Here is a 24,960-nt window from a genome sequence, read left to right as displayed (position 1 = left end):
GGATCCATCGGAACTGTGGACCATGCAGCACGCTGCCCGCGAGCACCGCATGCGCTCCAGCGTCCCCCCCTTTGTGAAAGGGGGGGACAGGGGGGATTTGCTTTTGCCGCACACCATCCCCTCTTCCAGCACGGGCCCAAGCCCTTGCCATACCGAGAGCCAAACCGAAGGGAGCACACATGAAACCTGTCGCGCCGAAGCCGCTCTTGAAACTCGCTGTCCTGCCCCTGGCCTGCGCCCTCCTCGCACCATTGCCCTCGTGGGGAGCCGACGCTGCCGCACCGGCCGTCTCCCAACCGGTAGCCGCCCAGCCTGCCCCCACTCTACCCGCGGCCTCACAACCCGCTGCTGTCCAACCGGTAGCACCGGCACCAGCTGAAGCGGCACCCGCCGGAAAGGTAGCAGCCAGCGACGCGCGTCTCCCCGACCAGCACGGTTTCGCCCTGGATTACGGCTACGTCTACGATCCCGGCCCCTCGCGGACGTGGGTCATGGCGCGGGGATTCGCCATCTACGATTACGGCTCCGCCTGGCGCATGGACAATTGCCCCAACACGCTGCGGTTTAAGGTGGAAGCCGCCATTGGCAGCACCCTCACCCCCAAAAGCGACATCATGGCGTCGGTCAACATGCTGGCCCTCAAGTACCCCTTAGGGCTGACCGGGAAGGTGCTCCCCTACGGCGAAGCCGGCATCGGCATCATCTACACCCAGTTCCGCGTCCAGGGCCAGGGGCTCCACTTCAACTTCAACCCGCTTCTCGGCGTGGGGCTTGAACTGCCGCAGGAAGACGGCAAGAACATCTTCGGTGCCATCCGCCTGCACCATCTCTCCAACGGCGAGCTCTACCACGAGAACCGCGGCGTCAACTCCGTCGTGCTCCAGGTCGGCCGCATGTTCTGATCCACGGCGGCCGCCAGGCCGCCGCCTCTCCTTTCCTTCCCACCTCACGGTCTCAATCCCTTCACCGCATCTGTATCTGCTGCTCTCCCACTCAATTTGACTTGGCCTTCTCCTGTGGTAATACTCAGACGTAATCAAAGCCGCACTGTGAAGGGGGAAAAATAGCATTAGCATGCCTGTAGACCCGAGTTAACCCAAATTACAGGAGGGCGCTATGAGTAAGAAGTTGGTTTTTGCAGCGGCTATGACGGCACTGTTGGTGGCAGGATGCACTAGCAATCCTCTCTCATTCAGAAAATGTAACATGACCAATGCTCAAGTCATCGGTCCGACGGAAGGAACCTCTACCGGGATCATGCTGTTCCAGTTCATCCCCATCAAACAGAACAATCGCTTTGACGAGGCCTACAAGGATGCCATCAGCAAGGTCGGCGCCACCTGCCTCAATGACCCAGTGGTCCAGGAAAAGTGGTTCTGGGCCTACGTGCTGAACGGCTACAGCTTTACGGTGCGAGGCACAGCTGTCAAAGAGGCTAACCAATCGCCATGATGTACGTGCGAGCACGATGCTGACGCAAAAAAGGCCACACCCTTGGGTGTGGCCTTTTCCGTTTGCCCCGTACCGAAATTACCCCTCCGGCGCCAGGCGCCCGCGCAACGCCCGGACCAGCAGGTACGTCACCACCCCGCCGACGGCGCCGAGCAGCGGCCCGACCAGCAGCGAACCGAGCAGCCATTCCCAGAGCCGGTGGTGGACCTGCTCCAGCAGAGTGCGTCGGTTGAAGTCGTACCAGAACGTACCGTAGCGCAGGTAGTGCCCGACCTCGATGCAGGCGAAGGGAACAAAGGGGGCGATGCAGAGGTTCCCCGCACCGACAGCAGCCAACTTGTTCAGGTGCAGCCGGTGCGCGACGTACACGGTGGCGGCGATGCCGAAGGGGATGATGGGGAGGGAGCCCACGAAGATGCCGAGCCAGACCGCGGCGGCAAGTTCCACGCTGCTGGTGTGCTCCCGGCACAGCGCCCTGAAGAACTCCGCCGGCCTCAGGATGCTGGGGAGCCTCCCCTCCTCGCTTTCCCCTTTGAATAGCCTGCGGTGCGGCCACGGGATCAGTGAGCGGGTCACCAGGTACGTGTGCAGGCAGGTGAGCCTGAAGTTGTCCTTGAACTTGTGGAAGTGCGACACCCGCTCGTCCCCCGGCGGGTAGTAAACCGAGACCGGCGCTGACAGAAGCGGCAGCCCGGCCCAGCATCCCCGCACCAGCACCTCGATCTCGAAGGTGTAGCGCCGGGTGATGAAGCGGGCTCCTTCCAGGAACTGCACCGGGTAGAGCCGATAGCCGCTCTGGGTATCGGGCAGCGTCCGGCCACATTCCAGCCGCACCCAGAAGTTGGAGAAACTGCGGCCGAACACGCTGGAGCGCGGCACGTTGTCGGTCTCCATCTCCCGCGCCCCCATCACGATGCAGGGCCAGGCGCTACTCCCCACACCGAGGATGGCGGGGGCATCGGCCGGATCGTGCTGCCCGTCGGCATCGATGGTGAGCAGCGCCTCGTACCCGGCTTCCCGCGCCAGTTCCGCACCGGCGAGAATGGCGCCTCCCTTGCCCTGGTTGCAGTGGAGCCGGTGCCGGCGGATTGGGAGGTCGGCGACACGGTCCAGGCTCCCGTCCGTGCTCCCGTCGTCCACCACCAGCACCTCCAGCCCCTGGTCGAGCGCCTTCTGCACCACGTCCCGCAGGGTGGCCGCATGGTTGTAGACCGGCACCAGCACCAGTGTCCTGGGCCATTGTTCGCGGCCCGTCATCACACCGCTCATCGCGTCTCCCCGGGCGCTGCCGCCGCTACCGCGGCCTCAGCGTTCTCCCGCTTGCGCGCCACCACCTCCAGCAGCATGCCGCCGTTGATGACGCACTTCAAAAGATGCGCGGTGACGCTCACTGGCTCGAAACCGGCATCGCTGAGCATCCGCTCCATCCGGCGGCGGCTGCGCGATTGCAGCCACATCCCCTGGCGCATGGCATTGCCGATCTGGGTGAACAACCGGAATAGCGAGGTGCGGGCAGTGATGAAGTAGATGGTCCCGCCGGGCTCCACCTCGGGGGCAAGCCGCTTGAGGAGTCCGGGCAGGTCCTTCAGGTACTCCAGCGCGGAGAAGGCACAGACTACCGAGAAGGGGCCGGACAGGGGTAGGTCCTCGACGTTTCCCTTCACCAGCCTGACGTTGTCGATCCCCTGCGCCTTGGCCTTATGCTCGAGGAGCTGCAGCATCTTGGCGGAGATATCGACCGCCACCACCTCGGAACAGTTGCGCGCGATGTCGAGGGTGAAGATCCCGGTCCCAGCGCCGATCTCGAGCACCCGGCCGCGCCCGCTGAAGAGGGTGGGCACGCGTGCCTCGAAGAGCTGCTGCTCCATGGTGCGCGACATCGAAACGTTGGAGTGGAACTGTTCGTCATCGTACCCTGCCGCCAACCCGTCGTAGAAAAGTTCCGCGGGATCCGGGAAGGCCCCTTCCCGCTGCATGACCTCCCTGCCGATCAGTCGCGCCAGCGGCACGATCTCCAGCCCCTTTGCCTTCATTCCCTCGATCAACTGCGCGAACTCTCCCAGAAGCTGCGCCGCGTCCCCTTTCGGGGGAGCCACGTCGTGCAGCAGGACGATGTCGCCAGACTTCACTTTGCCAAGGATCTTCCGCGCCAAGCCGGCAATTCTCCGGTTCCCCATGTCCCCCGCCCGGCAGCTGAAATTGACGCAGAACATCCCGTTCTCCAGGAGGACCCGCCACAGGCGCGAGTTGGTGATCCCCACCGGCGGCCGGAAGGCGAGCGGCTGGATGCCGAAACGGCGCAACACCTGCTGCGCCCCCGCCACCTCGCGCCGTAGGGTCTCGGTCCCTTTCAGCATCAGGAAGGGGTCGTGGTTCAGGCTGTGGTTGGCCACGGCGTGCCCCGCCGCCAGGATCACCTCGATCAGCTCCGGATAGCGCTCGGCGCGCCGGCCGGTGACGAAGAAGGTCGCGCTGATGCCGTGCTGCCGCAACAGTTCCAGTACCTTCGGCGTGACCAGCGGATCGGGGCCGTCGTCAAAGGTGAGCGCCACCCCACGGGTCCCTTTGGCGCCACGGCTGGTAATGGGAAGGAAAAAGCTCAAGCGGGGGGAAAACGGCGTCAGCAGGCACAGCAGGATAAACAGGACCAGCGGCAACGCGGCCCAGATGGGGTCGATGAAGAGGAGAACGGCGGCGATCTGGAAGGCAGTCAGCGCCACTAGGTGCGCCGGGGACAACGGGCATATCATGGAACGGATCCTTGGCCTGGGTGGGGTCGAATCGGCAAGGCATGATGACGGAAAAGCGCCTTAAAGTCAAACGCAGTCAGGACCGATCGGCCGGCGCCGCTGCGGTCGCTGCGGCGGGGAGGGCGAGCAGGTAGCTCTGCCAGACGGTGAGGTAGGAGGCGGGGGCGACTTCGTAGGCGTTGCAGTGACCACCACCGGCGATGATGTGCAGCATTTTGGGTGCGCCGGCACGCAGGTACAGGCGCCGTGACATCTCCACCGGGGTCACCGGGTCGCGGTCGCCGTGGATCAGCAGCAGCGGTACCCCGGCCCGGGCGATCTTGTGGAAGTTGTCGAAGGACAACCTGATGCCCCACCAACCGACCGTGAAGTAAGCCAGGCGGGAAACGTGCTTCACCATGTCCTCCATGGAAGTGAACGAGCCTTCCATCACCAGCCCGGCCGGCTTCCCCTCCAGCGCCATCTGCAGCGCCACGGCGGCGCCCAGTGACTGGCCGAAAAAGATGATCCGGTCTCGGCTCCACCCCTGTTGTCGCAGGTAGGCGAGCGCGCCGCGCGCATCGCGGTAGAAGTCCCTTTCCTTGAAAGCCTCGCCATTACTCCTGCCGAAACCGCGGTAGTCGAAGATGAACAGGGGCAGCCCACTGTCGTGCAGAAGTCTCAGGTAACCAAGGTTATCGGAGAGGTTGCCGGCGTTGCCGTGGAAGAGTAGTACCAGCGGCCGCCCCGGCTCGCCCGGCAGGAACCACCCGTTAAGCTCCACGTCGTCCAGGGTCTTGAACCACACCTCCTGGTACGGGATGCGATACTGCGCCGGGGTCACGGTAAGGTTCTGCTTGGGCACCAGGATATATCGGTTCAGGATGGCGCAACCGACCAGGGAGAGCAGGGTAACGACGAAGAGAAGGGACCGCGTGCCGATGCGGTGGGAGCGCGGCCGGAAACCATGGGGAGGCGTCGGTGTGCGTGGTGTCACGGCAGCTGGCATGTGCGGAAACCTTTTAGCTCCCGCCGCTTGGCAGCAGGCGTCGGGCGACCGGGGTAGTGGAATTTGCGGCAGCTAATATGTTTCCACGTCACCCTGTCCTGTCAATGCCGCGCGTCCTCTTCCGCTACCGTTTTCCCGTTGTTGCTGCGCCGTCCTCCCACATGTCGAAGAAGTTGAAAAACTGGTAAGGATGCTCCGCCGTGAAGCGCTCCAATTCCGCCACGTACTCCTTCACGAATGGGCGGTACGGCTCGCCCGAGCGCCCCCCGAGGTGAGGCACGCTCAACACCCTGGCGAGATTGAGCGCGTAGCTCGTGGCGCTGGTCTTGACCGGGAAGATAAGAGCGATCGGTGCGCCGGTCGCCGCGGCGAGCTTGTAGGGGCTGTAGGGGAAGGCCACCTCCCCGCCCAGAAAGTTGTCCTTAATGGTCCCGCTTTCGCTTCCCATGGCGCGGTCCCCCATGATGCAAACGATCTCCCCCCTCTTGAGTGCCCCCATCATCTCCAGTGTTCCGCCGAGATATCCCGCGGGGTCGATGACACGAAACGGGTTCTCGCCGCCGTGCTCGAAGAAGTGGCGATCCAGGTCCCCCTCCTGGCGATGGATGAGGAGATTGACCGGCGTCGCCAGGAACTTGAGCACCGCCATCGCACCCTGCCAGGAGCCGACGTGCGAGGTGACCAGGATCAGTCCCTGCCCTCGCCCAACCAGGTCCTCGAGACGCGCCTGGTCGGCCTGGTCCACGGTGAGCCCTTCGGTGCCAAGGATGCCCAGGGCCGCGCGGTCCACGAGGACCTCACCGATGCCGAGGCTCAGGCGGTAGCAGTCCACGAGGCGGGCCAGTCCTTGCCGCTGTGGGAAGCGCCGGGACAGGTAGGGAAAGCAGCGACGGCGCACCGAGGGGGAGAAAAGCACGTAGTAAAACACCACGCAGCGCAAGAGCAGGTAGGCCGCGCCCCGACCGCCGAGCCGGATCAGCGTGTAGAAGATCCAGTGCTGGAATCGGGAGCCGATGCTCTTGCTGCTCCACTTTTTCACTCTCTGTGGCGTATCTTGCTGCATCGCTTCCACTCTTTTGGAGATTGCACCTGAACCGCAGGTGGGACCGATATCCTGCTCCGGCAGCAAACAGGGGCGATTTTCTATAACACATCCGGCACCGGTAGGGAAACCGTTCATTTATGGCGACACCCCCGCCCCGGGACCGCAGGGCGCACCCACGCCCATTCCCGTTAAGATTTTCATTGATTTGGCCGGGCCAGATGTTAATATCCTCAATTTGAAACTTTTAAGACCAAGGAGGGCATATGAAGCGGCTTGTGATTTCTGCATTTCTGATCATGGTAGCGCTGTTCCAGTTCGGGTGCGCCGGAGGAGGCATGTCCCGCGCGGCAGTCGACGGTGACCTGCCGGCAGTGAAGGAGTTCGCACGCAAAGGGCAGGATGTCAACGCCATCGACAAGTGGGGATGGACCCCGCTTTTGTGGGCGGTCTACTATGGCAATTTCCCCGTCACCGAATGGCTGCTTGCCAACGGCGCCGATCCCAACGTCAAGACCACCGAGACCTACGGCAATTACCTGCCAGGAACCACACCCCTGATACTGGCAGCTGCCTATGGCCGTACTGACGCGGTAAAGGCGCTGCTGGCCAAGAATGCGGATCAGTCGGTGGTGGACAGAAGGGGCAAGAAAGCGATTGACTACGCCGAGGAGTACCAGTTTGACAAGATCGTGGCGCTATTGAAGCACCACAAGTAATCTTTGGCAGCGCGGGCCATGCCCGCCGGTCGGTTGCGGGCATGGCTCCGCCCTCACCGGCAACTTCCCGGGAGCCCAGACTAGGAGAGAAACATGACCAACAAGATGCTGAGCAAACTTTCGTTGCTTGCTCTGTCGATCGCATTGAGTGGCTGCGCCGTCGGGCAGAGCTACCGTTACCACGACACGACCCTCCAGGTGAATGCCTCCGGGAGCAAGTCGATTGCCGTCGCGGCTGTCGACAGGCGCCCCTACGTTGTCTCCGCGGAGAAAGAACCCAACTACGTCGGCAACCTGCGAGGCGGATTCGGGAACCCCTTCAACGTGACCACGGAAAGCGGCAAGCCCCTGGCGGAGGACATGTCCCTGGTGCTCTGCGGTTCCCTGAAGAAGAAAGGGTTCTCGTGCACCCCGGTAACAGTTGCGCCGAACGAGGCTGATGCGCAGGTTAAGAGCAAACTGCAGGGCGCCAATGCCGACCGGCTCATGTTACTTGTCATTCGTGAGTGGATGTCAAGTACCTACACCAACACCGGTCTCGACTACGATGTCCAACTCACCGAGATGGACCGGCAAGGTGCGGTGCTCGCTGAGAAGCATCTGAAAGGCGAAGACGATCTCGGCGGTAGCTTCCTCAATCCGCCCGCGCACGCCAAGGAAGCCGTTCCGGCGGCTTACAAGAAGAAACTCGAGTTGCTGGTCAACGACGCGGCCGTGGCGAAAGAGCTGCAGTAAGAGCGTGGGGGTCGTTCCCAAGGTATGAGTAAGATCAGAAGATAGGTTGACTAAGCGTCCACAAGGCACAAAAAAAGACCGAGGCTGAAAGCCTCGGTCTTTTTCATGATGGCGCGCCCGAAGAGATTCGAACTCCTGGCCCCAAGATTCGTAGTCTTGTGCTCTATCCAGCTGAGCTACGGGCGCAAACTGCGGTGCTGCGTTAATGGCGCGCTCGGAGAGATTCGAACTCCCGACCTACGGATTCGTAGTCCGTTGCTCTATCCAGCTGAGCTACGAGCGCTTGCTATATCAACTGGCCTTGTAGTCGACCAGTGTGAAACCGTACTGCGGATGCTGAAACGCATGAGTGGTCGGGTAGAGCGAAAACAACCACCCCTTGTAAATCTCCTTCCCCTGCTCCCGGATCACCAGCTGTGCGGCGGGATTGACCAAGTCGTTGGACTGGGAAGTAAGAGTGGTGCCTTCCATCACGAAATGCGGTAGAAACGTTTCCACCTTGAGTGTCAGGTCCGATCCGGGAAGCTTGAAATCGGAACCTATGTCCAAGGTGTACACCTTCTTCAGGTGGGCATTCTTGTCGGCGACCTCAATCTGAACCGCCTTCCACTTGCCTTTTACCTGGTCCGGTACCACTACCGTGGAGAGAGCCTTGGCCACCCTCGGTTGGGCTGCCGCCTGCTCTGTTTTTTCCTTCCCGTTGCACCCTGCTGCGAACCCTATGGCGATGAGAGACAAAACTGTCAGTTTCATCAACCGCTTCACCACAACCTCCGGCGCTGCAAGAACCCCTTACTGCGTACTGCAAAAAAGTGGCGGAGAGCGAGGGATTCGAACCCTCGATACCGGTTTCCCAGTATACACGCTTAGCAGGCGTGCGCCTTCGACCTACTCGGCCAGCTCTCCGTTTCAACCTCTACTGCTATTGGTACTGCGCTAAATCAATGGCGGAGGAAGTAGGATTCGAACCCACGGAACTTTCGTTCAACGGTTTTCAAGACCGCCGCCTTCAACCACTCGGCCATTCCTCCAAAGCCTAGCTGATACGCTCGGCTCCGCCCATGTAGGGCCTGAGCACCTCGGGGATCAGCACCGAACCGTCCGCCTGCTGGTAGTTCTCCAGCACGGCAACCACGGTCCTTCCGACTGCGAGGCCCGAGCCGTTCAGCGTGTGGACAAATTCCGGCTTTGCCTTCTCGTCCGGGCGGAAACGGATTCCGGCCCGACGCGCCTGAAAATCTTCAAAACAGCTGCAGGAGGAAATCTCCCGGTAGCAGTTCTGACCCGGCAACCAGACCTCGATATCGAAGGTCTTGGCGGCCGAAAAACCTATGTCACCAGTGCAAAGCTCAACGACCCGGTAAGGTATCTGCAACCTGCGCAGCACCTCTTCGGCGTTGCCGAGTAGCTTCTGCAGCTCCTGGTAGGATTGCTCGGGGGTGGTGAACTTGACCAGCTCGACCTTGTTGAACTGGTGCTGCCTGATCAGGCCGCGCGTGTCCTTGCCGTAAGAACCGGCCTCCTTGCGGAAGCAGGGGGTGTAGGCACAGTACGAAATCGGCAGGTCCGACCCTTTGAGGATCTCGCCGCGATGTATGTTGGTTACCGGAACCTCGGCCGTCGGGATGAGAAAAAAATCGACCCCTTCCAGGTGGAAGAGATCTTCCTCGAACTTGGGCAGCTGGCCCGTACCGGTCATGCTGTCCCTGTTTACCATAAAGGGCGGCAGCATTTCAATATATTTATGCTCACCGGTATGGAGGTCGAGCATGAAGTTGATCAGCGCCCTTTCCAGCCTCGCGCCGAGCCCCTTGTACAGAGTAAAGCGCGCGCCGGTAAGCTTGGCGCCACGTTCGAAGTCGAGGATACCCAGGTTCTCGCCGATCTCCCAGTGCGGTTTCGGCTCGAACGAGTAGGAAGGGATCTCGCCTTCCAGGCGCACCACGACGTTGTCCTCTTCGGACTTGCCCACCGGGGTGGTATCGTTCGGGATGTTGGGTACGGTGAGGAGGAACGCCTGCAGTTCCTCTTCCACGCCCTTCAGCTGCTCGTCGATCCCCTTGATTTGCTGGGAGACCTCGCGCATCTGCGCTTTCTTGTCGTCCGCCTGGCTCTTATCCTTCAAGCGGGCGATCTCTTCGGTGACCTTGTTGCGCAACGCTTTCAGCGTCTCGCTCTGCTGGAGCAGCTCGCGACGACTACCGTCAAGCTCCTTGAAGCGGGCGATATTGACTCCCTCGCCCCTGGTCTTCAACCGAGCTTCTACAGTCTCCAGGTTTTCGCGTAAGTATCTAGCGTCAAGCATGAGTGTGCCTTTACTTTCAGATCACCAAAGCTATACTGTATAACATTCAAATTTGGCTTAGTCAACTCTTTTTTTAAGCGCACGCAATACCGGTACAGGAGCTAACAGGAGCTAAACCATGGCTAGACTGTTCGTAGCCATCGAATTGCCAGACGCTATCAAGGCCACTCTGTCCTCGTTCACCGTCGAAATTCCCAGCCTGCGCTGGGTCCCTCCCGGCCAAGTTCATCTGACCCTTCGCTTTTTGGGGGACGTCATGCCGCAGACCGGCGCCGCGCTGAAAAAAAACCTCGCTGCCGTAGGCTTCACCGCTTTTTCGCTCACCCTGCGCGGAGTGGGACACTTCCCACCGCACGGTCACCCCAGGGTGCTCTGGGTCGGGATGGAGGAGTCCCGGCCGCTGATCGCCCTGCAACAGCAGATAGAATCCGCCGTCACCGGTGCCGGCATCCCCCCCGAGGAGCGCGGGTTCTCACCGCACATAACCCTGGCCCGCATCAAGGAAAACGCCACCGCCGAGGTGGCGCGTTTCGAAGCCTCCCACCGCACCCTCAGCTTCCCCCCCTTCACCGCAGAAGAATTCATCCTCTTCTCCAGCGTCCTGACCCCCAAGGGAGCTATTCACCGCAAGGAAGAAATCTACCGCTGCACCTGAAACAGCGCGAGTAACGCAAGCTTCGAGCTGTAACGCTGGTTAGCGTTGGCCCGGCAAGGCCGTGGTCAATTTTTTGTCGGATTGGATTGGGCTAGTGGACGCCGATGCCGGTCAGCCGGTCACCAGTGCGGACGCGCGGGGGTAAGGATCGGCCCGGAGAGGAGAACCCTCCGGGCCGGGCTGAGGTTTTTAGAAGAGTTTGAGGACGGATTGTGCTGCCTGCGAAGACATCGAGAGCGAGGTGGTACCCAAGCTCTGGCGAGTCTGCAGCATCAGCATGTTGGCGCCTTCCTGGTTCATATCGGCCAGTGTCAGGTTGTCGGCGCCGGTTTGCAGCGTACTGATCATGTTGTCGGTAAAGGTCTGGCGGGTGGTGATGATGTTCAGGTTCGCCGCCAGGGTCTGGGTGTTGCTCCTCAACGTGGAGATCGCGGTGTCCATCTTGGCCGTGTCGGTAGTGATATCCGAGTTGGTTGCCCATGCGCTGCTGGCGCCGGTGAGGCTCAGGCCGGTTGCATTTGCCAGGAAGCCGACGACGTTGAGGCTGGAGCTCGCATCCTCGTTGAAGTTTACGGTCAGCGTGTTGGTGGAGCTCAGCAGGTTCAGACCACGGTACCCGGAGTCGGACGAGATGTTGTCGATCTGGCTCCGGATGGTGTCGTACTGGGTAGCCAGCTTGGACCTGGTCGCGATGTCGCTAGTGGAGAGTGCGGACTGGGCGATACCTTTTGCGGCGTTGATCAGGCCAGTGATGGCCGTGATGCCCGCGTTGGTGGCGCCTACTGTCTGCACCGCCTCGGACATGCCGTCCTTGCGGTCGGACAGGTCGCTGGCGCGCTGGTTCGCGTTCTGCGCTGCAAAATAGTTCGTCGGGTTGTCCAAGGCGCTGTTGACCTGCTTGCCGGAAGAGAGCCTCTGCTGGGTCCTGTTCAGGAGCTGGCTGGTCTGTTGGAGATTGAGGAGGTTGGTCCTCATTCCTGCTGTTAAAGAAATATCGCTGGTTGACATGGTGTTTCCCCCTTCTGGTTTTTGGTCCCGGCGTTCTTGCCGGTTTTTGTACTGCGGCCGATAGGGAGACCCTGATTTCACCATGTGTGCCGTTTTTGAGCTGGAGGCCCGACCATGGCCTTCCCACGCATTGATGACGGCTTGACCGGGGCACGGCAGATCCGACCAGAACCAACCTGATTCCAATGGTTTACTAAGTGGGCTCCGAACAACGTCGCAGGGGGCAAAATGGGGGGAAAAAAAATTTCTGTAAGCGGCTAAGGGGCAGCACGAAGCTTGCCCCGGTAGGGGATTTGATGGGAGAGTCAAAAAACCGTCGCACCGTTCCTTACATCCGGAGCAGCGCTGTCAAAAATAATGAAGAGGGTACCGCATCGAGATATACGAAAGGGGAACCTACTCCGACTTGAGCCGGTAACCCACCCCCGCCTCGGTCAGGATGTAGCGGGGGCGCGAGGCATCGGACTCGATCTTGCGCCTGAGGTTGCTGATGTTGACCCGTAGGACGTGAGGCTGCTCCAGGTAGGCGACGCCCCAGATCTGCCTGAGGATCTGGCTGTGTGTCAGCACCTTGCCGGCATGGGTCACCAGCATGCGCAGCAGTTCGTATTCCGTCGGAGTCAGCTGCACCTCTTCGTCGCCCACGGTCACTCGGCGGTGGGGCAGGTCGACCCGGAGCTCGCCCGACTGGAACACCGGCTGCGGCGCCTGCTGCAGCGAGCGCCTCAGTGCCACCTTGATTCGGGCCAGCAATTCACCTATGCCGAAAGGCTTGGTGAGGTAGTCGTCGGCACCGGCATCGAGCGCCTGCACCTTCTCGTCCTCGCGCTCGCGCACCGAAATGACTATGATGGGGACCTGGGACCACTCGCGCACGCGCCTGATCACCTCGACGCCGTCCAGGTCGGGGAGCCCCAGGTCGATGAGGATGACATCGGGGCGCACCGCCACCGCCGCGGCCAGCCCGGTATGGGCGCTGTCGGCGAGATGCACCGAGTAGTCACCGGTATCGAGCGCCGTCTTCAGAAAACGCTGGATGGCCACCTCGTCGTCGATCACCAGTACCCGCGGCAGATTGGCCTTTGCTTCCTCACTCTTCATCGGCTCTCCCTTCTGCCGCGACACCAAGCGGCACCTCCACCACGATCCGCAATCCCTTCCCCTCCCGCTGTTCGGCCCGGATCGAGCCGCCGTGCGCCTCGACGATGCCCCGGCAGATGGAAAGGCCGAGCCCCGTTCCCCCGACCACCTCCGGAACCGGGGTCCGGTAGAACTTCTCGAAGATGCGCGCGAGATCCGCCTCGGGGACTCCTGGCCCGCGGTCGGCCACGCCGATCTCCAGCCGTTCTCCCACCACCCTGGCCGCGACCTCCAGCTCCCCGCCGGCCGCGGCGTGTTTCAGGGCGTTGTCCAGCAGGTTCACCAGGACCTGGAGCATCAGCACGAAGTCCAGACAGGCCAGCGGGAGCTCGTCAGCCAGCCGCACCGACACCGCGATCCCCGCCAGGCGCGGCTCCACCGTGGCCAGCGCCGTCCCGACGAGGTCCTGCACGTCGCAGGGCTCCTTCTTCAGTTGCAGCACGCCGGCTTGCAGGCGGGTCATATCCAGCAGGTTGCCGACGAAACGGTTCAGACGGGCCGCCTCCTCGCGTGCGGTCTGCAGTAGCTCGTCGCGCGAGGCCGTGTTGAGTTTATCCCCCTCTTCGAGCACCGCGCTCAGGGCGCCGGTGATGGCGGTGAGCGGGGTGCGCAGGTCGTGGGAAATCGAGTTGAGCAGGGCGCGCTCGAGGTTTTCCCGTTCTTTGAGGATGCGCGTCTCCTGGGCCTGCCGCAAAAGACGCAGCCGCTCAAGGGCCATGGCGATCTGACTGGCGTAGGCATTCAGCAGCCGATGCAGTTCCTCCGGATGGAGGATGTCGTCCTCGTCGAGCCGCAAAACCAGAACCCCGTGGGTCTCCAGCAAAGCCTTGAGCGGCACGTACGTCAGAGGGTCGCTGCCGTGGGCGTCGGTCCCGGCGCCGGCCATGCGCCTGCTGCGCAAGGCCCACTCCGCAACCTCCAACCGGGCCCGCTCCGGAGCGAAGCCTTCGCTCCCCGCCGCGAGTTCCAGCTCCCCCTCCCGGGCCAGGAAAACCGCCACCTCTCCGCCGATGCTTTGCTCTATTTTCTCAACCGCGGCTTTCACCAGTGCACCCGTGTCGGTGGCAGCGGCGAGGTCGCGGCTCAGGTGGTACAGGTTCGTCGTCTGCCGCTCCCGCACCTTGAGCGCATCAAGCCGTTCCCGCGCCTGGGCCACCAGCGAACTGATCACTAGCCCGACGGTGAACAGGGCGAAGAAGGTCATCAGGTACTCCTTCTCTTCCACGCTGAAAGAGAAGCGGGGCGGGACGAAGAAGAAGTCGAAGGCGAGCACGCCGAGAAAGGCGCTGAGCATGGCCGGGCGCCGACCCAGGAAGAGCGCCGCCAGGACCACCACCAGCAGGTAGCCCATGACCATGTTGACCGGAGAGAGGTAGGGGCGGGCCTGGTTGCAGACGAGGGTTGCCGCCGCGACCATGGCTATGGCGGCAAGGTAACCAATGGCACCCATGTCGCGGATGCCGGTCAACCGCTCCCGAAACGATCCCCAGTTTAATGTGAAGTTCCCCCTGTTCACGCTCATGTGTCGAATCTAGCAAGACGTTCGAATATTACAAGTGGTTTGTGGCAAATGCCGTCAAGATGGAACTCAGATGCTTACCCGTATCGGCAGGATCACCGTGGTGAGGCCGTCCCACTGCAGGCGGCGCTGGATGGCGAAGGCGGTCTCGTTGTGCAGCATCCGGTGGTAAAACTTTTCCAGCCGGAAGGTCAGCTGCCCCGTGAAGACGGTGCAGCGTGGGTATTCCTCGCCGAGCTCCCTGCAGATCCCGACCACGCTCTCCACCACGTCGGTTGCCACCGCCAGCCGGTAATCGGCAGCAAAGCCGAGCCTTCGCGCCAGCGTAACGTACTTCACAAGCCCCTGCCGCACCGACCTCTCCAGCGCCTCCAGTTCCTCTGCCCCCTTGAAGGAGCCCGAGTCGATCACGGCGACCGAGACGAAGATCACGTTCTTGTAGGTCTTGGGAAAGGTGGTGAGAATCGACAGCAGCGTGTGCACCCCGAAGCCTGAATATACCGACACGAGCTGTATCGCGGTGGGATCGTTACGCACAGGGGCCGCTTCGTTGACCGGACCTGTGGTTGGGAAATCGAGCAACGCCTCGTCCAGTTGTTCCATCCCCTTGCGTACCGACTGGTAGTGCCCCCTGATCAGGTAGCAGATTCCGATCACCACCGACGTGATCAACAGAGTAAGCCATCCCCCCTCGGTGAACTTCTCTACGGTGGTCACCGCAAGGATGGTAGCGCAGAGGACGAGTCCCACCAGGTGCACCGAAAGGTGACGCCGCCACTGCGGGTCCTCCTGGCGCCGCTGGATGTAGAAGCGCGACATGCCGAGCTGCGACAGCGAGAAGGTCAGAAAGACGTTGATGGAGTACATGACCACCAGGGCGGAGACGCTGCCGCCGGTGTAGATGAGCAGCAGGATCGAAGCGACGCCCATGAGAACGATGCCGTTGCGCATGGTGAGCCGCACCGATAGGGCCGCGAACCGGTGTGGCAGCCAGGAATCGACCGCCATGTTGGACATTACCCGCGGGCCATCCACGAATCCGGCTTGAGCCGCTACCAGCAGCAAGGCCCCTTCCGAAAAGATCGTGATGAAGGCGAGGGTCCCGCCCAGCGGCCAGTCCGCGAACAGCGCGTCCGCCAGAACCGAGTTCAGTGTCTTCCCCTCCACCGGCTTGATGCCGATCAGGGTGTAGCAAAGGAAAAGCAGCCCCGCAGTAAAGGCCAGGGAGCCCGCCATGTACATCATGGTCCTTTTACCGGTCTGCACCCGTGGTTCGCGCATGATCTGGAGACCGTTGGAGACCGCTTCGATCCCCGTGTAGGTGCCGCCCCCCAGGGAATAGGCGCGCAAGAAGAGCATCATGATGCCGAAGGCCCCGATGCTCGACAGGTCGTGCGAAATCCCCGCGTGGAAGTCGGCGGCAAGCGGCGCGAAGCGGTCGGTATGGGTGAAGATACCGTCCAGCAAAAGGAGCACGTGCGTCCCCACGAACACCATGAAGATGGGAGCCATCACCGCAATGGATTCCTTCACCCCCCTGATGTTGAGGACGATCAGCAGCACGGCGAGGACGCAGGCCACCTCGACCTTGTAGGCGTGGTACGGCTTGGGGATATAGCTGAACAGCGCATCGACGCAGGAGGCGATGGATACGGTGATCGTTAGGACGTAATCGACCAGGAGAGCGCTGCCGGATACCACGCCGGCATTTTCCCCGAGCATGTGCGTCGCCACGATGTACCCGCCGCCGCCGTGCGGGAAGTGCTCGATGATGCGCGAATAGGCGTAGGAGATGACAAACACGGTGAGCGCGGTGAAAGCGCCGAGCGTGATGGCAAGGTAGGTGTGGCTGCCCAGCGCGCGAAAGGCCTCTTCGGGGCCATAGGAGGACGAGGAAAGTCCGTCCGCTCCCAAGCCAACCCAGGCGAGCACCGGTACCAGGGACATCTTGTGGAAAAGAGACGGATCCTTCAGATATTTGGGTGCTCCGAAAATCGCCGTTGCCAAGCGCCTGACCAGGTTTTGCCCTGCCGCGGGCTGTTCCTGTCGCATGGTGTTTCCTCCCTTGCCGTTTTGTTACTTTCCGGCTCTGGGACCATGCTAGCCCTTACCGCATCAAGGGCGTGTCAAGATGCGGGCAGCCCCATCACGAAAGCATCAAGATGGCGGATTTGCCGTCTTGATACTTTCGTGACCTCTTCGGACTCCATTTTGATCCTGCCTTTATGGTCGACGCGCTATTGTGAAATCAGGAAAACAGGGGGGAGGACAACATGAAAGTCTATCTTTTCAATACTGAAGACGGCCTTTATCTCGGTGAGGATTTTGCCGACGACGCCATGACTGGCACGTGTGGTCTTCCGGCTGGCACGACCGCAATAGCACCTCCCTCCTGTGGGCGGAGGGAGGTGCCGGTGTTCGTGGCCGAAGAGAACAGGTGGGTGCTGCGCCCCTTCCCCTCTACCCTTCTGGAGGAAAGAGGCTAAGCCTCAAATAGTTTGAGCTTCAACAACATTGCACCGTCTTGGGCGGTATATGGGGGAGGAGCTGACCCTACTTTTATTCTACGCTTAGAAGTTCAACCTCAAATATGAGGGTAGCATTGGGCGGTATTGCCTGTCCGGCACCACGACTTCCGTAGGCTAGCTCGGGTGGACAGAAAAGCTTGGCTTTACCTCCGACCTTCATCATCTGGACGCCCTCGGTCCAACAGGGGATAACTGCCGAGAGGGGGAATTTCGTGATCATTTTACTATTGTAAGAACTGTCAAATTCCCTACCATTAGGCAGGGTGCCACGATAGTCGACTCCTACGATGCTCGATACCTTAGGGGAGGGACCGCTCCCCTCCTTGATGGACTGATACACCATTCCGGACGCTGTCTTTATGGCCCCATTTTCTCTTGCTGCGTTGTCAATGGTGTCATTGGCCGTAGCCACGCCAGGAACAGCAATAGCTATCGCAATAGCTAAACTAATTACTCTTTTCATCTTTGCTCCTGTTCTTAAGTCAAAGTCTGCTACATCAAGCATGCGATGCTATCATCAGGCTCCGTTTCCATCAATAATTATGTTCTCTCCCCTATTGCCACCCCACGCTCAAATCTAGCCACCTACTCCACGATCATGGGCCCCTTTTGGAGAAAAGGGGAATATAGCGCTAACCTACCAACTTTAAATACCATTTTCAACCGCAAACTGGCACGGGTAGGACATGGGGAGGAACGGACCGCAAAAGAAAAGGGCGTCCAGTAATACCGACGCCCTCTCCAATAACCGGAATTCCGGTTTTTCAATAGCGGGAATTCCCGCTTTTCCCTTCTATAGAAAGCACACTACGTCCCCACTGGCTGCAGGTCAAATTTCCTGCTCATAGCCTGCTGCGCCTTCCCGTCGCCCATTAAGTCCGCCCCCCATACATCAATCATGTTTTTCCGTTCTCCTGGCGTCAATTGACGGTCCCGCCTTGTGCGAAGCATATAGTTATAGGTACGATATAGGTGCGGCGGTGCCATAGACCACTTCTGCAGCAAAGAGAACTAGAGTCCCAACTATCTGATAAGGGAAGGAACTTGTAAGGTGTCACCTAAGTCTTGAGACTGGCTAGACCAGCAAAGTAAGAGCCGGGATCTCTCCCGGCTCTTTTTGTTTGAACAATTTCAAGATTAATCTTTAGCGTGGCATTTGTTGCAGTAGTTACGAGCGTAAGGACCAAACACCGTGGCAGGACGGCCGTTGTAGGCGTCGGTCTGCTGCTGGACGCTCAAACCGTAGTTGATCTTGTTTTCCGTGGTGCTGGAGTCATACAGTGCTGCGCCGGTTGCGTCGGCAACCGTCATGAACTCGTTGGTCAGGCTGTAGCGGGTCATGCTCTCGAAACCGGAAGCGTGGGCGCGGTGGCAGGAGAGGCACAGTACGTTGTTGCTGGTGGTGGCTGCGGTCGGAGAGGCCACGAATGCCTTCAGGGTGGTGTAGTCGTTGGTGCCCAGCTCATACGGTGCGAGGGCGCTGTAGCCGATGGTGCCGGTCATAACGCCGGAAGTTACATAGGCATTGTAGTTGGCGGCGATCGGGGCGGTCAGTTTGGCAGAGTTACCGGCCGGGTGGACCAGGCCTTTCATGCCGGAGGTGTAAGCGTTTTCGAGCATGGCGGTGTGGCAGTTGGCGCAGAACTCGGACATACCCTGGCCGTATGCAACCAGGTCTTTCTGGCCGGCGGCAGTGTCGACGGTGGTGGATACGCCGTTGTAAGAGGACTTGGCAACCGCGTCAGGAGCCGGGGCAACGAACGCATAGGAGCCGGCCAAGGATTTGGGCTGGTAGCCTACGCCGCCTAGGATGCGGTAGACACCAACTGCGGACACGCCGGCGATCGGGTTGGCGCTGCTGGTGTAGGAACCGGAGTTGAAGATCGGCAGGCCGGTGCGGGCCTGGGTGCCGTCAGCAAAACGACGATAGGTGCCGTGGGGATCGTGGCAGCTGGAGCATGCGAGGTTCGCTGCAGGATAGGTGCCACCAGGAGCTGCGGTCAGGGTCCTGTCAGCGGTGTAGCCAAAGTCACTGGCGATGATGTTGTGGCCCTTGCGGTCGCCATCAATGGTGGTCATCATATTTCTTCCGGAAAGAGGAAAAGACTTCTTCAGCCAGGCAAAGTCGCCGCCCGGGGTGCCTTCAACGGCGCGGGTGCTGTCGTAGGGGGTAACGTTGGCGGTGGAGATGTGGTAGCCGGAACCGGTGGTGTCGGCTGCTTGATGGCAGTTCAAGCAGGAGCCGGACTGATCCTGGGCTTTCAGCAGGTAGGGGCCAGTCTCGTACTGGGGCATGCCGACAATAGGGCCCCATATGGATTGACCTTCAAAAGAGCCATGCATTGTGTGGCAACCTTCGCACTCGGCGACGCCGCCGGAGTGGAAAGCATAAGCCGGTACGCTAACGAACAGAAGAATTCCTGCTGCAACAGCTATCTTTTCGCTTTTCACCACACCTCCTTGCCCAACACTATTGCATTTAGATAATAAAAGTTATTTAAGCAAAAAATGTACCTAATTTAGATGTGACTAGTTTACAGATAGTTAGATAGTTTTCCTCAGGAATAAGTTAGTCCCTTGACGGTATGAATAGTGTTATCGCGTAGACATTCCAGACGCTAGGAACACCGGCACCACATCAGCGGCGAAAGCATCGGCCTCAGTGCAGTCTCCTGGTCGATTCTGGCCAAACTGCATCGCATGGCAGTATTCATGAGCAGCCGCCGCCAACACCTGCTCTATCGGCAGAGGAGCGTTCAGATATCCCAGCGCAACGGCAGCAGTTTCTTTTTTTGTGCCCTTCCCTCGGAAAAGCCGGTAACGGTGACACTCCCTGTTTTGATGTCAGGCATTGGTACCACCTTCGTATTTCCACCAGAGGAACGGCTTCGTTCCCGGGTAACGCTTCTCCCACCAGGCGAGCACCTCGTTGCGGTGAGCGAACCATAGCGCGCGCTTCTCTTCATGCATGAGGAAGAAACGATCTTTCCAGGGGCCGCCCTGCGGGTCGTACTTGCCGTCGCAAAGCCAGTTGAAGCACTCGGGGGAGATGGCCGGGGCAGTTCTGCTGCGCGGGGTGCGCTTCCGGTTTGTCGCCATGTTACCTCCCCGCCGGGCGGCCGGCGCGATCCTGCAGCGGTTCGAGATCCAAGTTCAAAGCCTTGAGGGCCGCCAGCATTGCCGCTCTGGCGTCTCTTTCCACGGTGGTTAAGGGGTGGGCCTTCGCCTGGTCAAAACGGTCCTTCACTGTCAATCCTTCTTTCGCTATGACGGCCTGCGCCTCCCGCATCCGGTCGAATGCTTCGAGACCGGTCTGCAGGATCAGAAGCCCGGGTGAGTCCTCAATGCCGTACTCCTCGAGCAGCCGCTTCCACAGGTCTTGTGCTTCCTTGCTCAGGTGCTTCGGTGTTTTGGTTGCCATGTGGCCTCCAGAATTTTTGAAAGGGTTTCTTGGTTTTGTGCAAGTGTGGCCTCACACGCGGTCATGGGAACCAGGCCCCCAGGGATTTGCCCCCAGTGGGGGGTCCCCGGTCTTGTCGCGGAACTCGTCGTAGAAGAGCCGGGCGGTGACGCCGGTGCCTTCGATGCTCTTTTCGTAGCGCAGGTCGAGGAAGCTCCTGCGGTGGAGTAAAAAAGGCGGAGCCGGGGAGGGTTCCGGTTCCGCCTTTATGTGGCCACGCTGCCCGTGACCCCGGGTCCGCGGCTTTGCTGTACTTGTCAGGACCAGGGCCAGTACAGGGAGCGCCCCACCCGAGCTTTACGCCGAGATCTTAAGCAGCTTGATACACTGCGAGTTATTGAGGAACGAGCCAACGCGCTTTGTGGTATAGAAGTGGACATTCGGCTTGTTGGTAAAGGGGTCCCGCAGCACCCGGATCCCTTTGCGGTCCACGATGGTGAAGCCGCGTTTGAAGTTGCCGAAGGCAATCGGGAAGGCACCGGCTGCGATGTCCGGCATTGCTTCGTCTTCTTCCACCGGGTAGCCCAGGAGCATCGACGGCTGCCCTTCAATCAGACCCCTTTGCCAGATCGGCAGACCGTTTACCGCGTCTTTCCACTTCGACACGACGGCCAGGGTGTTGCTGTTCATCAGCCAGACGGCGCCCTGCCGGTACGGCTTGCGGAGCGAGTACACGAGATCCACCAGGACATCAGCCGGGGATACGGTGGCGGAGGCCGCCTTAAAGCCGCTGGCATCGCCGGTCTTGATGAACTGCAGCGTACCGAATGCGCGGGTCTTGTCGGCTGCGGCGTCGACGGGGAAAGAGAGCAGGCCCTTCGGTTTCAGAAGGCCGTCACCGTTGATGAAGGCGGTGTTTTCCTGGTCCGTGAATTCCTCCGAGATGGACTCGGTGAGCATGGAAGCAACGTCGAAGGAGGCATCATCGAGCATGGTCTGTGTTGCACAGGGGTTGGCGTAGATCTCCCCCCAGAACGGAGTGAGGGCGGCGAGCTGCGGGGTGTCCGTCTCCGGGCGTGCCTGGGTCTCGCCGACCCAGCCGCTCGTGGTGCCACCCTTGTTCACCAGCTTCGTGTAATTCGGCGTACCGATGCTGATCACCCTGGCGATTCTGCGCATGGTGACGGCATCCTTTTCCAGCTTCTCGATGTCGCTGGCGATCTCGGAAGGAACAGCATAGCCGCCGTCCGGGTCGGAGCCAACAGACATCCCTGCCTTGATCTCCAGGTCGAGCAGGCCGTTGTCGATGCCCCTGCGGGCGAAGGCATTAAAGGCCTCGCTGTGTGCCTTCTGGTCTGCGGTCGCGGGGGTGTTGGAAACTCCGGCCGCCGGCCTGTTCCTTTTGCCTTCGATCTCATCCATCCTTGCGTTAAGCCCGGCTTCTATCCTGTCGAGCCTTGCGTCGTTGCTGTCGATAAACTTCTCGAATGCGTTGTTAAGTGCCTCGAAAGACATGCTTTACCATCCTTTGCCGTGTTCACGGCCAGGTCCATCTCCCGATGGTCCGTTTGAGTTGGGATAACTGCTATTTGTGCTGCCGCTTGGCTTCGGCCTTTTCCGCCATCCCGGCGGGCCCCCTTCGACGTTCCCACCAGCATCCCGCTGTGGGTCTGTTCCTAGAAGCTTCGAACTTAGCCTTGCTGAGCCCGGAGACCCATTTTGCTTTAGACCGGCTCTTGATGCTCTTTTTGCTGGCCATTGCAAACCTCCTCAAGCTGTTTTTGAAATTCCGCGCCCCGCCAGCCGGCCACCGTGTCATGCTTCAGCCCCATTGCCAGCGATGCGATCAGGCCGCCGGAGACCACCACTTCCTGGCGCAACCCTTTGCCGATGAAGGAAACCGCGGTGAATTCCTGAAGGTCACTGTCGGCGTACTCGATCCTCGCCAGGGGGAAGTCCTGGCAGATCCTCACGGAGGTGACAGCGATGCGCGACGGTTCGGCGCCGAGTATGTACTGTAGCGAAATCCCGAAGAGCCCCAGCTCACCCTGAAGCCCGCCATACACAAGAACGTGCTGGGCAGCGTTCGCCGGGTCCAGAGAGGTGCAGCCGATAAGCAGAACCGCACAATCTTTTGCGTTGATAGGTGAGTTGTTGTCCGCCGGCAGCAGGTTTTCAGCCTGGAGGGCACGGATGCAGTCTCCCAGGTGGACCGGGTCGGCTCCTTGGCCGGTGAGCTTCAATTTCGCTTTGTTGATATTCAGCATTTTTGATTCCCCCTTTTGACTAGCACGGTACCACAGCGCCTTCTCGGCCCGGCGACGCTGTGGAGAATGTGGAGAATAGCGACAATTTATTTTTCGTTTTCGTGGTCCATGATGAAAGCCTCGGCTGAATCGACGTAGATCCTCACGCCCTTACGGCCCCCCAGGCGGAAGCCGTCAAGCACCCCGTCATTGAAGAGCCGGTACACGTATGAGGTGCTGCAGGCGAGATATTCCGCGGTCTTTCTGGTGTTCATTGCCGGCCGTTTGATTCCCATGTTTGATTTCCCCCTCCAACGTTTGATTTCTCCCCAACGTTCGAACATCTTTGAACATTTATTCAAACAGGAAATATTTTATGAGCGTGGGGACACACGCGGTGTCCAGAAACGAGGGCTGAGGGGATCTGCCCCCGCCCCCTAGACTACTTGTCCTTCTCCGGTTGGTACTCTCGCCGGCCGCCTGTCGCTTCCTCCCTTTTCCGCTTTACCGCATCGAGTAGGTTGGCCATAAAGTTCTCATCCTTATCGCTAGCAGGGAGGGGGAGGTTGTCTTTCAGTTCCATGTGAGCTGTTCCTCCTCGGGGTCTTGGATATATCCGGGACCGTCACAAGAGACCGTCACATCGTCACACCCTTTATAAGGGTGTGTGACGATGTGACGCCTTCTCTTCCACGTCATATGTGACGCTTTGTGACGATGTTGTGACGTATGACGGCAGGGACGCTGTCAGGATTCTGAGGTGTCCGTCTGCTGCTATCGACTTCTTTTCGATCAAGCCGGTTTCAGCCCTGAGGAACGCATTTTTGAGGGTATTAGTTTTGGCTTCCGGATCATCCGTCCGGCGTAAGGCGTAGAAATCATCCCTCCAGTCACTCACCAGAGCAGCGGCTTTGCCATTGTGGTCCGTCCTGGTGCGCTTCGAAGCTACAACAAGGGCCTTGGCGGCAATGCGCTCCATCGTCGTGAATGACGCCACCTTGTCCCGTTCCGAACGCTCGCCGAATTCCACCACACAAGACGCCAGGGGCGTGCCGTCCTGGCTGGCCCCGATCTGCACAGGCCGGAGCTTAAAGGGGATCGGCTCGGGCGCCTCGCTGTCCTTCATCTTGGTAAAGGTGAGCAAACCACGGTCACAACAGATTTCAAAGTCCATGGCGGCTTTGAGCGCCGACGAGCCGCGCGCCCGTTTCTTGGTTTCCTCTCCGTGCCCGCTGTGGTGTACGATCAAGGCGACAGCGCCGGGGAAGGCCGAACGGAGATCATCGACCGCGGCAACAAAGCGGTTCATGTCAGAAGTAGAGTTTTCGTCGCCGTCCAGGTGGCGCGCCAGGGTATCCACCACGATCAGCGCAACCGGTGTTCCGAAGGCGTCGGCCAGGGCTTTGGCCTCTGCTTTGGCAGCGGGGAGCCCAGAACCGTCAAAAGAGATTGTTTGCCGGCTGACATGAAACAGCCCGAGACAGTGAGGCTCAATGCCATGATGCTTTTGATAGGCCTTGACGCGCCGGCGCAGTCCTCCATGCCCTTCCCCTGCAAGGTAGAGAACCAGGCCGCGCTCCGCTCTGTGGCCGTGGACGTTGCCACCGGTGGCCACAGCCAGGGCCTGGTGCAGCGCAACAAAAGTCTTACCACCCCCACTCGGGCCGAAGAGCTGCCCGGTTGTGTCCCGCTCGATCAAACCCGCTATGAGGTATGCGATATGTGCTTCTTCTTGGAGGAATTCACTGGCAGAAAGAAACAACGCCCTTGTGGGTCGCGACGCGGATCCCGTTTCGAGCAGAGCGGCCAATGTCGCCTTGGCCGCCTCGTTGCCCGGGGATTTTGCTAAGATCTGGGCCGCTGCCGCTATCTCTCGGTTGCGAGCCTCAGATTTCACGGCTTGGGCTATCTGGGAAACAAGGACGGCGGCGACGTCGCCCTGGTAAAGCTCTGCTACCAAGGCCGTGAGTCGGTGCCGTTTTCCTTTGTTGGGAATGTTAGCCCCGATCAAAGCAGGGGGAACTGCACCGGGCGCAGCGGGGATCTGGCCCAAGATCTTGAACAACTCACCGTGATCATCTTCCCAGAAGTCAGCAGGCGTAAGGCCTGCGGTGTTAGCGTAGGCGGTGCCCTCAGCCAGCAAGGCCGTTAGCAGATCCCGCTCGAGGTCTGCGGTGGAGGTCATAACGCCCCCTGTTTCAAGTCCTTGCACTGGCCCATGAGTTCGCCATAGGCCTGCATGATCTTCTTCGGGGGGATAGGGAGTACCTGGCCGGACTCGTAGGCCTCAAGGAGTTTTCTGACTGCGGGGCTGGACTCGTATGATGCGGTACAGCGAGGACTGCAGAGTTTGAAGATGGTGACGGGGTGGCCGGCAGCTTTAACTACTGCCGCTCGTTTCATGTCTCGGTCGTTGATTGCAGGGTACAAGTGTCCTCCTTTTCCACGCGTGTGCGCGGCACGGCGACTTCTC

26 protein-coding genes and 4 tRNA genes are annotated in these 24,960 nt (G+C 60.2%); 6 read left to right on the top strand and 24 right to left on the bottom strand.

All coding sequences use genetic code 11. The annotated features are described in order from the left end of the window. Window positions 1-179 precede the first annotated feature (179 nt). Both K7R21_RS14880 and K7R21_RS14875 read left to right on the top strand, forming a co-directional pair. Window positions 180-902 carry an acyloxyacyl hydrolase gene (locus K7R21_RS14880; RefSeq protein ID WP_224984072.1) on the top strand — a complete coding sequence of 241 codons (723 nt, stop codon included), beginning with the start codon at window positions 180-182 and terminating at the stop codon, window positions 900-902. 214 nt (window positions 903-1,116) lie between these two features. Beyond that, on the top strand, window positions 1,117-1,452 hold the full coding sequence (locus K7R21_RS14875) for a hypothetical protein (protein WP_224984071.1): 336 nt from the start codon (window positions 1,117-1,119) through the stop codon (window positions 1,450-1,452). 78 nt (window positions 1,453-1,530) lie between these two features. Here the strand turns inward: K7R21_RS14875 and K7R21_RS14870 are convergent, their stop codons facing one another. The 4 genes from K7R21_RS14870 to K7R21_RS14855 form a co-directional block, all read right to left on the bottom strand. Continuing rightward, complete coding sequence (locus K7R21_RS14870) at window positions 1,531-2,721, bottom strand: DUF2062 domain-containing protein (protein WP_224984070.1); 1,191 nt, start codon at window positions 2,719-2,721, stop codon at window positions 1,531-1,533. Beyond that, on the bottom strand, window positions 2,718-4,202 hold the full coding sequence (locus K7R21_RS14865) for a polysaccharide deacetylase family protein (protein WP_224984069.1): 1,485 nt from the start codon (window positions 4,200-4,202) through the stop codon (window positions 2,718-2,720). The genes K7R21_RS14870 and K7R21_RS14865 overlap by 4 nt, the downstream gene beginning before the upstream one ends. A 76-nt stretch (window positions 4,203-4,278) precedes the next feature. Further along, complete coding sequence (locus K7R21_RS14860) at window positions 4,279-5,190, bottom strand: alpha/beta hydrolase (protein ID WP_224984068.1); 912 nt, start codon at window positions 5,188-5,190, stop codon at window positions 4,279-4,281. A gap of 124 nt (window positions 5,191-5,314) precedes the next feature. Beyond that, on the bottom strand, window positions 5,315-6,253 hold the full coding sequence (locus K7R21_RS14855) for an LpxL/LpxP family acyltransferase (RefSeq protein WP_224984067.1): 939 nt from the start codon (window positions 6,251-6,253) through the stop codon (window positions 5,315-5,317). Window positions 6,254-6,498: 245 nt separating this feature from the next. Between K7R21_RS14855 and K7R21_RS14850 the strand changes: the two genes are divergently transcribed. Further along, window positions 6,499-6,951 (top strand): ankyrin repeat domain-containing protein, encoded by a 453-nt coding sequence (locus K7R21_RS14850; RefSeq protein WP_224984066.1) that lies wholly within the window; start codon window positions 6,499-6,501, stop codon window positions 6,949-6,951. A gap of 93 nt (window positions 6,952-7,044) precedes the next feature. Beyond that, on the top strand, window positions 7,045-7,686 hold the full coding sequence (locus K7R21_RS14845) for a hypothetical protein (RefSeq protein WP_224984065.1): 642 nt from the start codon (window positions 7,045-7,047) through the stop codon (window positions 7,684-7,686). Between the two features lie 109 nt (window positions 7,687-7,795). Here K7R21_RS14845 and K7R21_RS14840 read toward each other — a convergent pair. The 6 genes from K7R21_RS14840 to serS all read right to left on the bottom strand — a co-directional run bounded on the left by K7R21_RS14840 (window position 7,796) and on the right by serS (window position 9,991). Next, a tRNA-Arg gene (locus K7R21_RS14840) sits at window positions 7,796-7,872 on the bottom strand. 20 nt (window positions 7,873-7,892) lie between these two features. Continuing rightward, window positions 7,893-7,969: transfer RNA gene (locus K7R21_RS14835), tRNA-Arg, on the bottom strand. Window positions 7,970-7,977: 8 nt separating this feature from the next. After that, window positions 7,978-8,451, bottom strand: coding sequence for a DUF2155 domain-containing protein (locus K7R21_RS14830; RefSeq protein ID WP_224984064.1), 474 nt, complete (start codon window positions 8,449-8,451; stop codon window positions 7,978-7,980). A gap of 48 nt (window positions 8,452-8,499) precedes the next feature. Next, a tRNA-Ser gene (locus tag K7R21_RS14825) sits at window positions 8,500-8,592 on the bottom strand. A gap of 39 nt (window positions 8,593-8,631) precedes the next feature. Beyond that, window positions 8,632-8,717 (bottom strand) — tRNA-Ser (locus K7R21_RS14820). A 5-nt stretch (window positions 8,718-8,722) separates the two neighbouring features. Further along, window positions 8,723-9,991 (bottom strand): serine--tRNA ligase, encoded by a 1,269-nt coding sequence (gene serS, locus K7R21_RS14815; protein WP_224984063.1) that lies wholly within the window; start codon window positions 9,989-9,991, stop codon window positions 8,723-8,725. 118 nt (window positions 9,992-10,109) lie between these two features. Between serS and thpR the strand changes: the two genes are divergently transcribed. Next, complete coding sequence (gene thpR / locus K7R21_RS14810; RefSeq protein ID WP_224984062.1) at window positions 10,110-10,646, top strand: RNA 2',3'-cyclic phosphodiesterase; 537 nt, start codon at window positions 10,110-10,112, stop codon at window positions 10,644-10,646. A gap of 189 nt (window positions 10,647-10,835) precedes the next feature. On the opposite strand, the gene K7R21_RS14805 is transcribed toward thpR, so the two are convergent. The 4 genes from K7R21_RS14805 to K7R21_RS14790 all read right to left on the bottom strand — a co-directional run bounded on the left by K7R21_RS14805 (window position 10,836) and on the right by K7R21_RS14790 (window position 16,365). Then, complete coding sequence (locus K7R21_RS14805; protein ID WP_224984061.1) at window positions 10,836-11,654, bottom strand: flagellin N-terminal helical domain-containing protein; 819 nt, start codon at window positions 11,652-11,654, stop codon at window positions 10,836-10,838. Window positions 11,655-12,050: 396 nt separating this feature from the next. Further along, window positions 12,051-12,755 (bottom strand): response regulator, encoded by a 705-nt coding sequence (locus tag K7R21_RS14800; RefSeq protein WP_224984060.1) that lies wholly within the window; start codon window positions 12,753-12,755, stop codon window positions 12,051-12,053. Continuing rightward, a complete protein-coding gene (locus tag K7R21_RS14795) occupies window positions 12,745-14,316 on the bottom strand; it encodes a DUF4118 domain-containing protein (protein WP_224984059.1) in 1,572 nt (523 codons plus the stop codon). Before K7R21_RS14795 ends, K7R21_RS14800 begins: the two co-directional genes overlap by 11 nt. Before the next feature lie 66 nt (window positions 14,317-14,382). Continuing rightward, the gene (locus tag K7R21_RS14790; RefSeq protein WP_224984058.1) at window positions 14,383-16,365 is read right to left on the bottom strand and encodes an APC family permease; all 1,983 of its coding nucleotides are present in this window, start codon (window positions 16,363-16,365) and stop codon (window positions 14,383-14,385) included. 221 nt (window positions 16,366-16,586) lie between these two features. Between K7R21_RS14790 and K7R21_RS14785 the strand changes: the two genes are divergently transcribed. Next, entirely contained in the window at window positions 16,587-16,799 is a 213-nt protein-coding gene (locus tag K7R21_RS14785) for a hypothetical protein (protein WP_224984057.1), read from the top strand. A 73-nt stretch (window positions 16,800-16,872) separates the two neighbouring features. On the opposite strand, the gene K7R21_RS14780 is transcribed toward K7R21_RS14785, so the two are convergent. From K7R21_RS14780 to K7R21_RS14735, 10 genes are all read right to left on the bottom strand, one after another. Further along, window positions 16,873-17,304 carry an FKBP-type peptidyl-prolyl cis-trans isomerase gene (locus K7R21_RS14780; protein ID WP_224984056.1) on the bottom strand — a complete coding sequence of 144 codons (432 nt, stop codon included), beginning with the start codon at window positions 17,302-17,304 and terminating at the stop codon, window positions 16,873-16,875. A 674-nt stretch (window positions 17,305-17,978) separates the two neighbouring features. Next, a complete protein-coding gene (locus tag K7R21_RS14775; protein WP_318248349.1) occupies window positions 17,979-19,136 on the bottom strand; it encodes a cytochrome C in 1,158 nt (385 codons plus the stop codon). 549 nt (window positions 19,137-19,685) lie between these two features. Then, a complete protein-coding gene (locus tag K7R21_RS14770; protein ID WP_224984054.1) occupies window positions 19,686-19,940 on the bottom strand; it encodes a hypothetical protein in 255 nt (84 codons plus the stop codon). Between the two features lies 1 nt (window position 19,941). Then, window positions 19,942-20,262: a phage terminase small subunit P27 family gene (locus K7R21_RS14765; RefSeq protein WP_224984053.1), complete on the bottom strand. Its 321-nt coding sequence runs from the start codon at window positions 20,260-20,262 to the stop codon at window positions 19,942-19,944. Window positions 20,263-20,598: 336 nt separating this feature from the next. Next, window positions 20,599-21,756, bottom strand: a complete 1,158-nt coding sequence (locus K7R21_RS14760; protein ID WP_224984052.1) for a phage major capsid protein — start codon at window positions 21,754-21,756, stop codon at window positions 20,599-20,601. Between the two features lie 209 nt (window positions 21,757-21,965). Continuing rightward, entirely contained in the window at window positions 21,966-22,508 is a 543-nt protein-coding gene (locus K7R21_RS14755; RefSeq protein WP_224984051.1) for a hypothetical protein, read from the bottom strand. Between the two features lie 86 nt (window positions 22,509-22,594). After that, window positions 22,595-22,783, bottom strand: coding sequence for a MerR family transcriptional regulator (locus K7R21_RS14750; protein ID WP_224984050.1), 189 nt, complete (start codon window positions 22,781-22,783; stop codon window positions 22,595-22,597). A 146-nt stretch (window positions 22,784-22,929) separates the two neighbouring features. Continuing rightward, window positions 22,930-23,070 carry a hypothetical protein gene (locus tag K7R21_RS14745; protein ID WP_224984049.1) on the bottom strand — a complete coding sequence of 47 codons (141 nt, stop codon included), beginning with the start codon at window positions 23,068-23,070 and terminating at the stop codon, window positions 22,930-22,932. Window positions 23,071-23,142: 72 nt separating this feature from the next. Then, window positions 23,143-24,672, bottom strand: coding sequence for an AAA family ATPase (locus K7R21_RS14740; RefSeq protein ID WP_224984048.1), 1,530 nt, complete (start codon window positions 24,670-24,672; stop codon window positions 23,143-23,145). Then, window positions 24,669-24,917: a hypothetical protein gene (locus K7R21_RS14735; protein ID WP_224984047.1), complete on the bottom strand. Its 249-nt coding sequence runs from the start codon at window positions 24,915-24,917 to the stop codon at window positions 24,669-24,671. The genes K7R21_RS14740 and K7R21_RS14735 overlap by 4 nt, the downstream gene beginning before the upstream one ends. Window positions 24,918-24,960: the final 43 nt, after the last annotated feature.

This window comes from Geomonas agri, assembly GCF_020179605.1.
GTDB lineage: Bacteria > Desulfobacterota > Desulfuromonadia > Geobacterales > Geobacteraceae > Geomonas > Geomonas agri.
The sequence above is the reverse complement of the archived record's forward strand: the minus strand, read 5'-3'. Positions and strand labels throughout refer to the sequence as shown.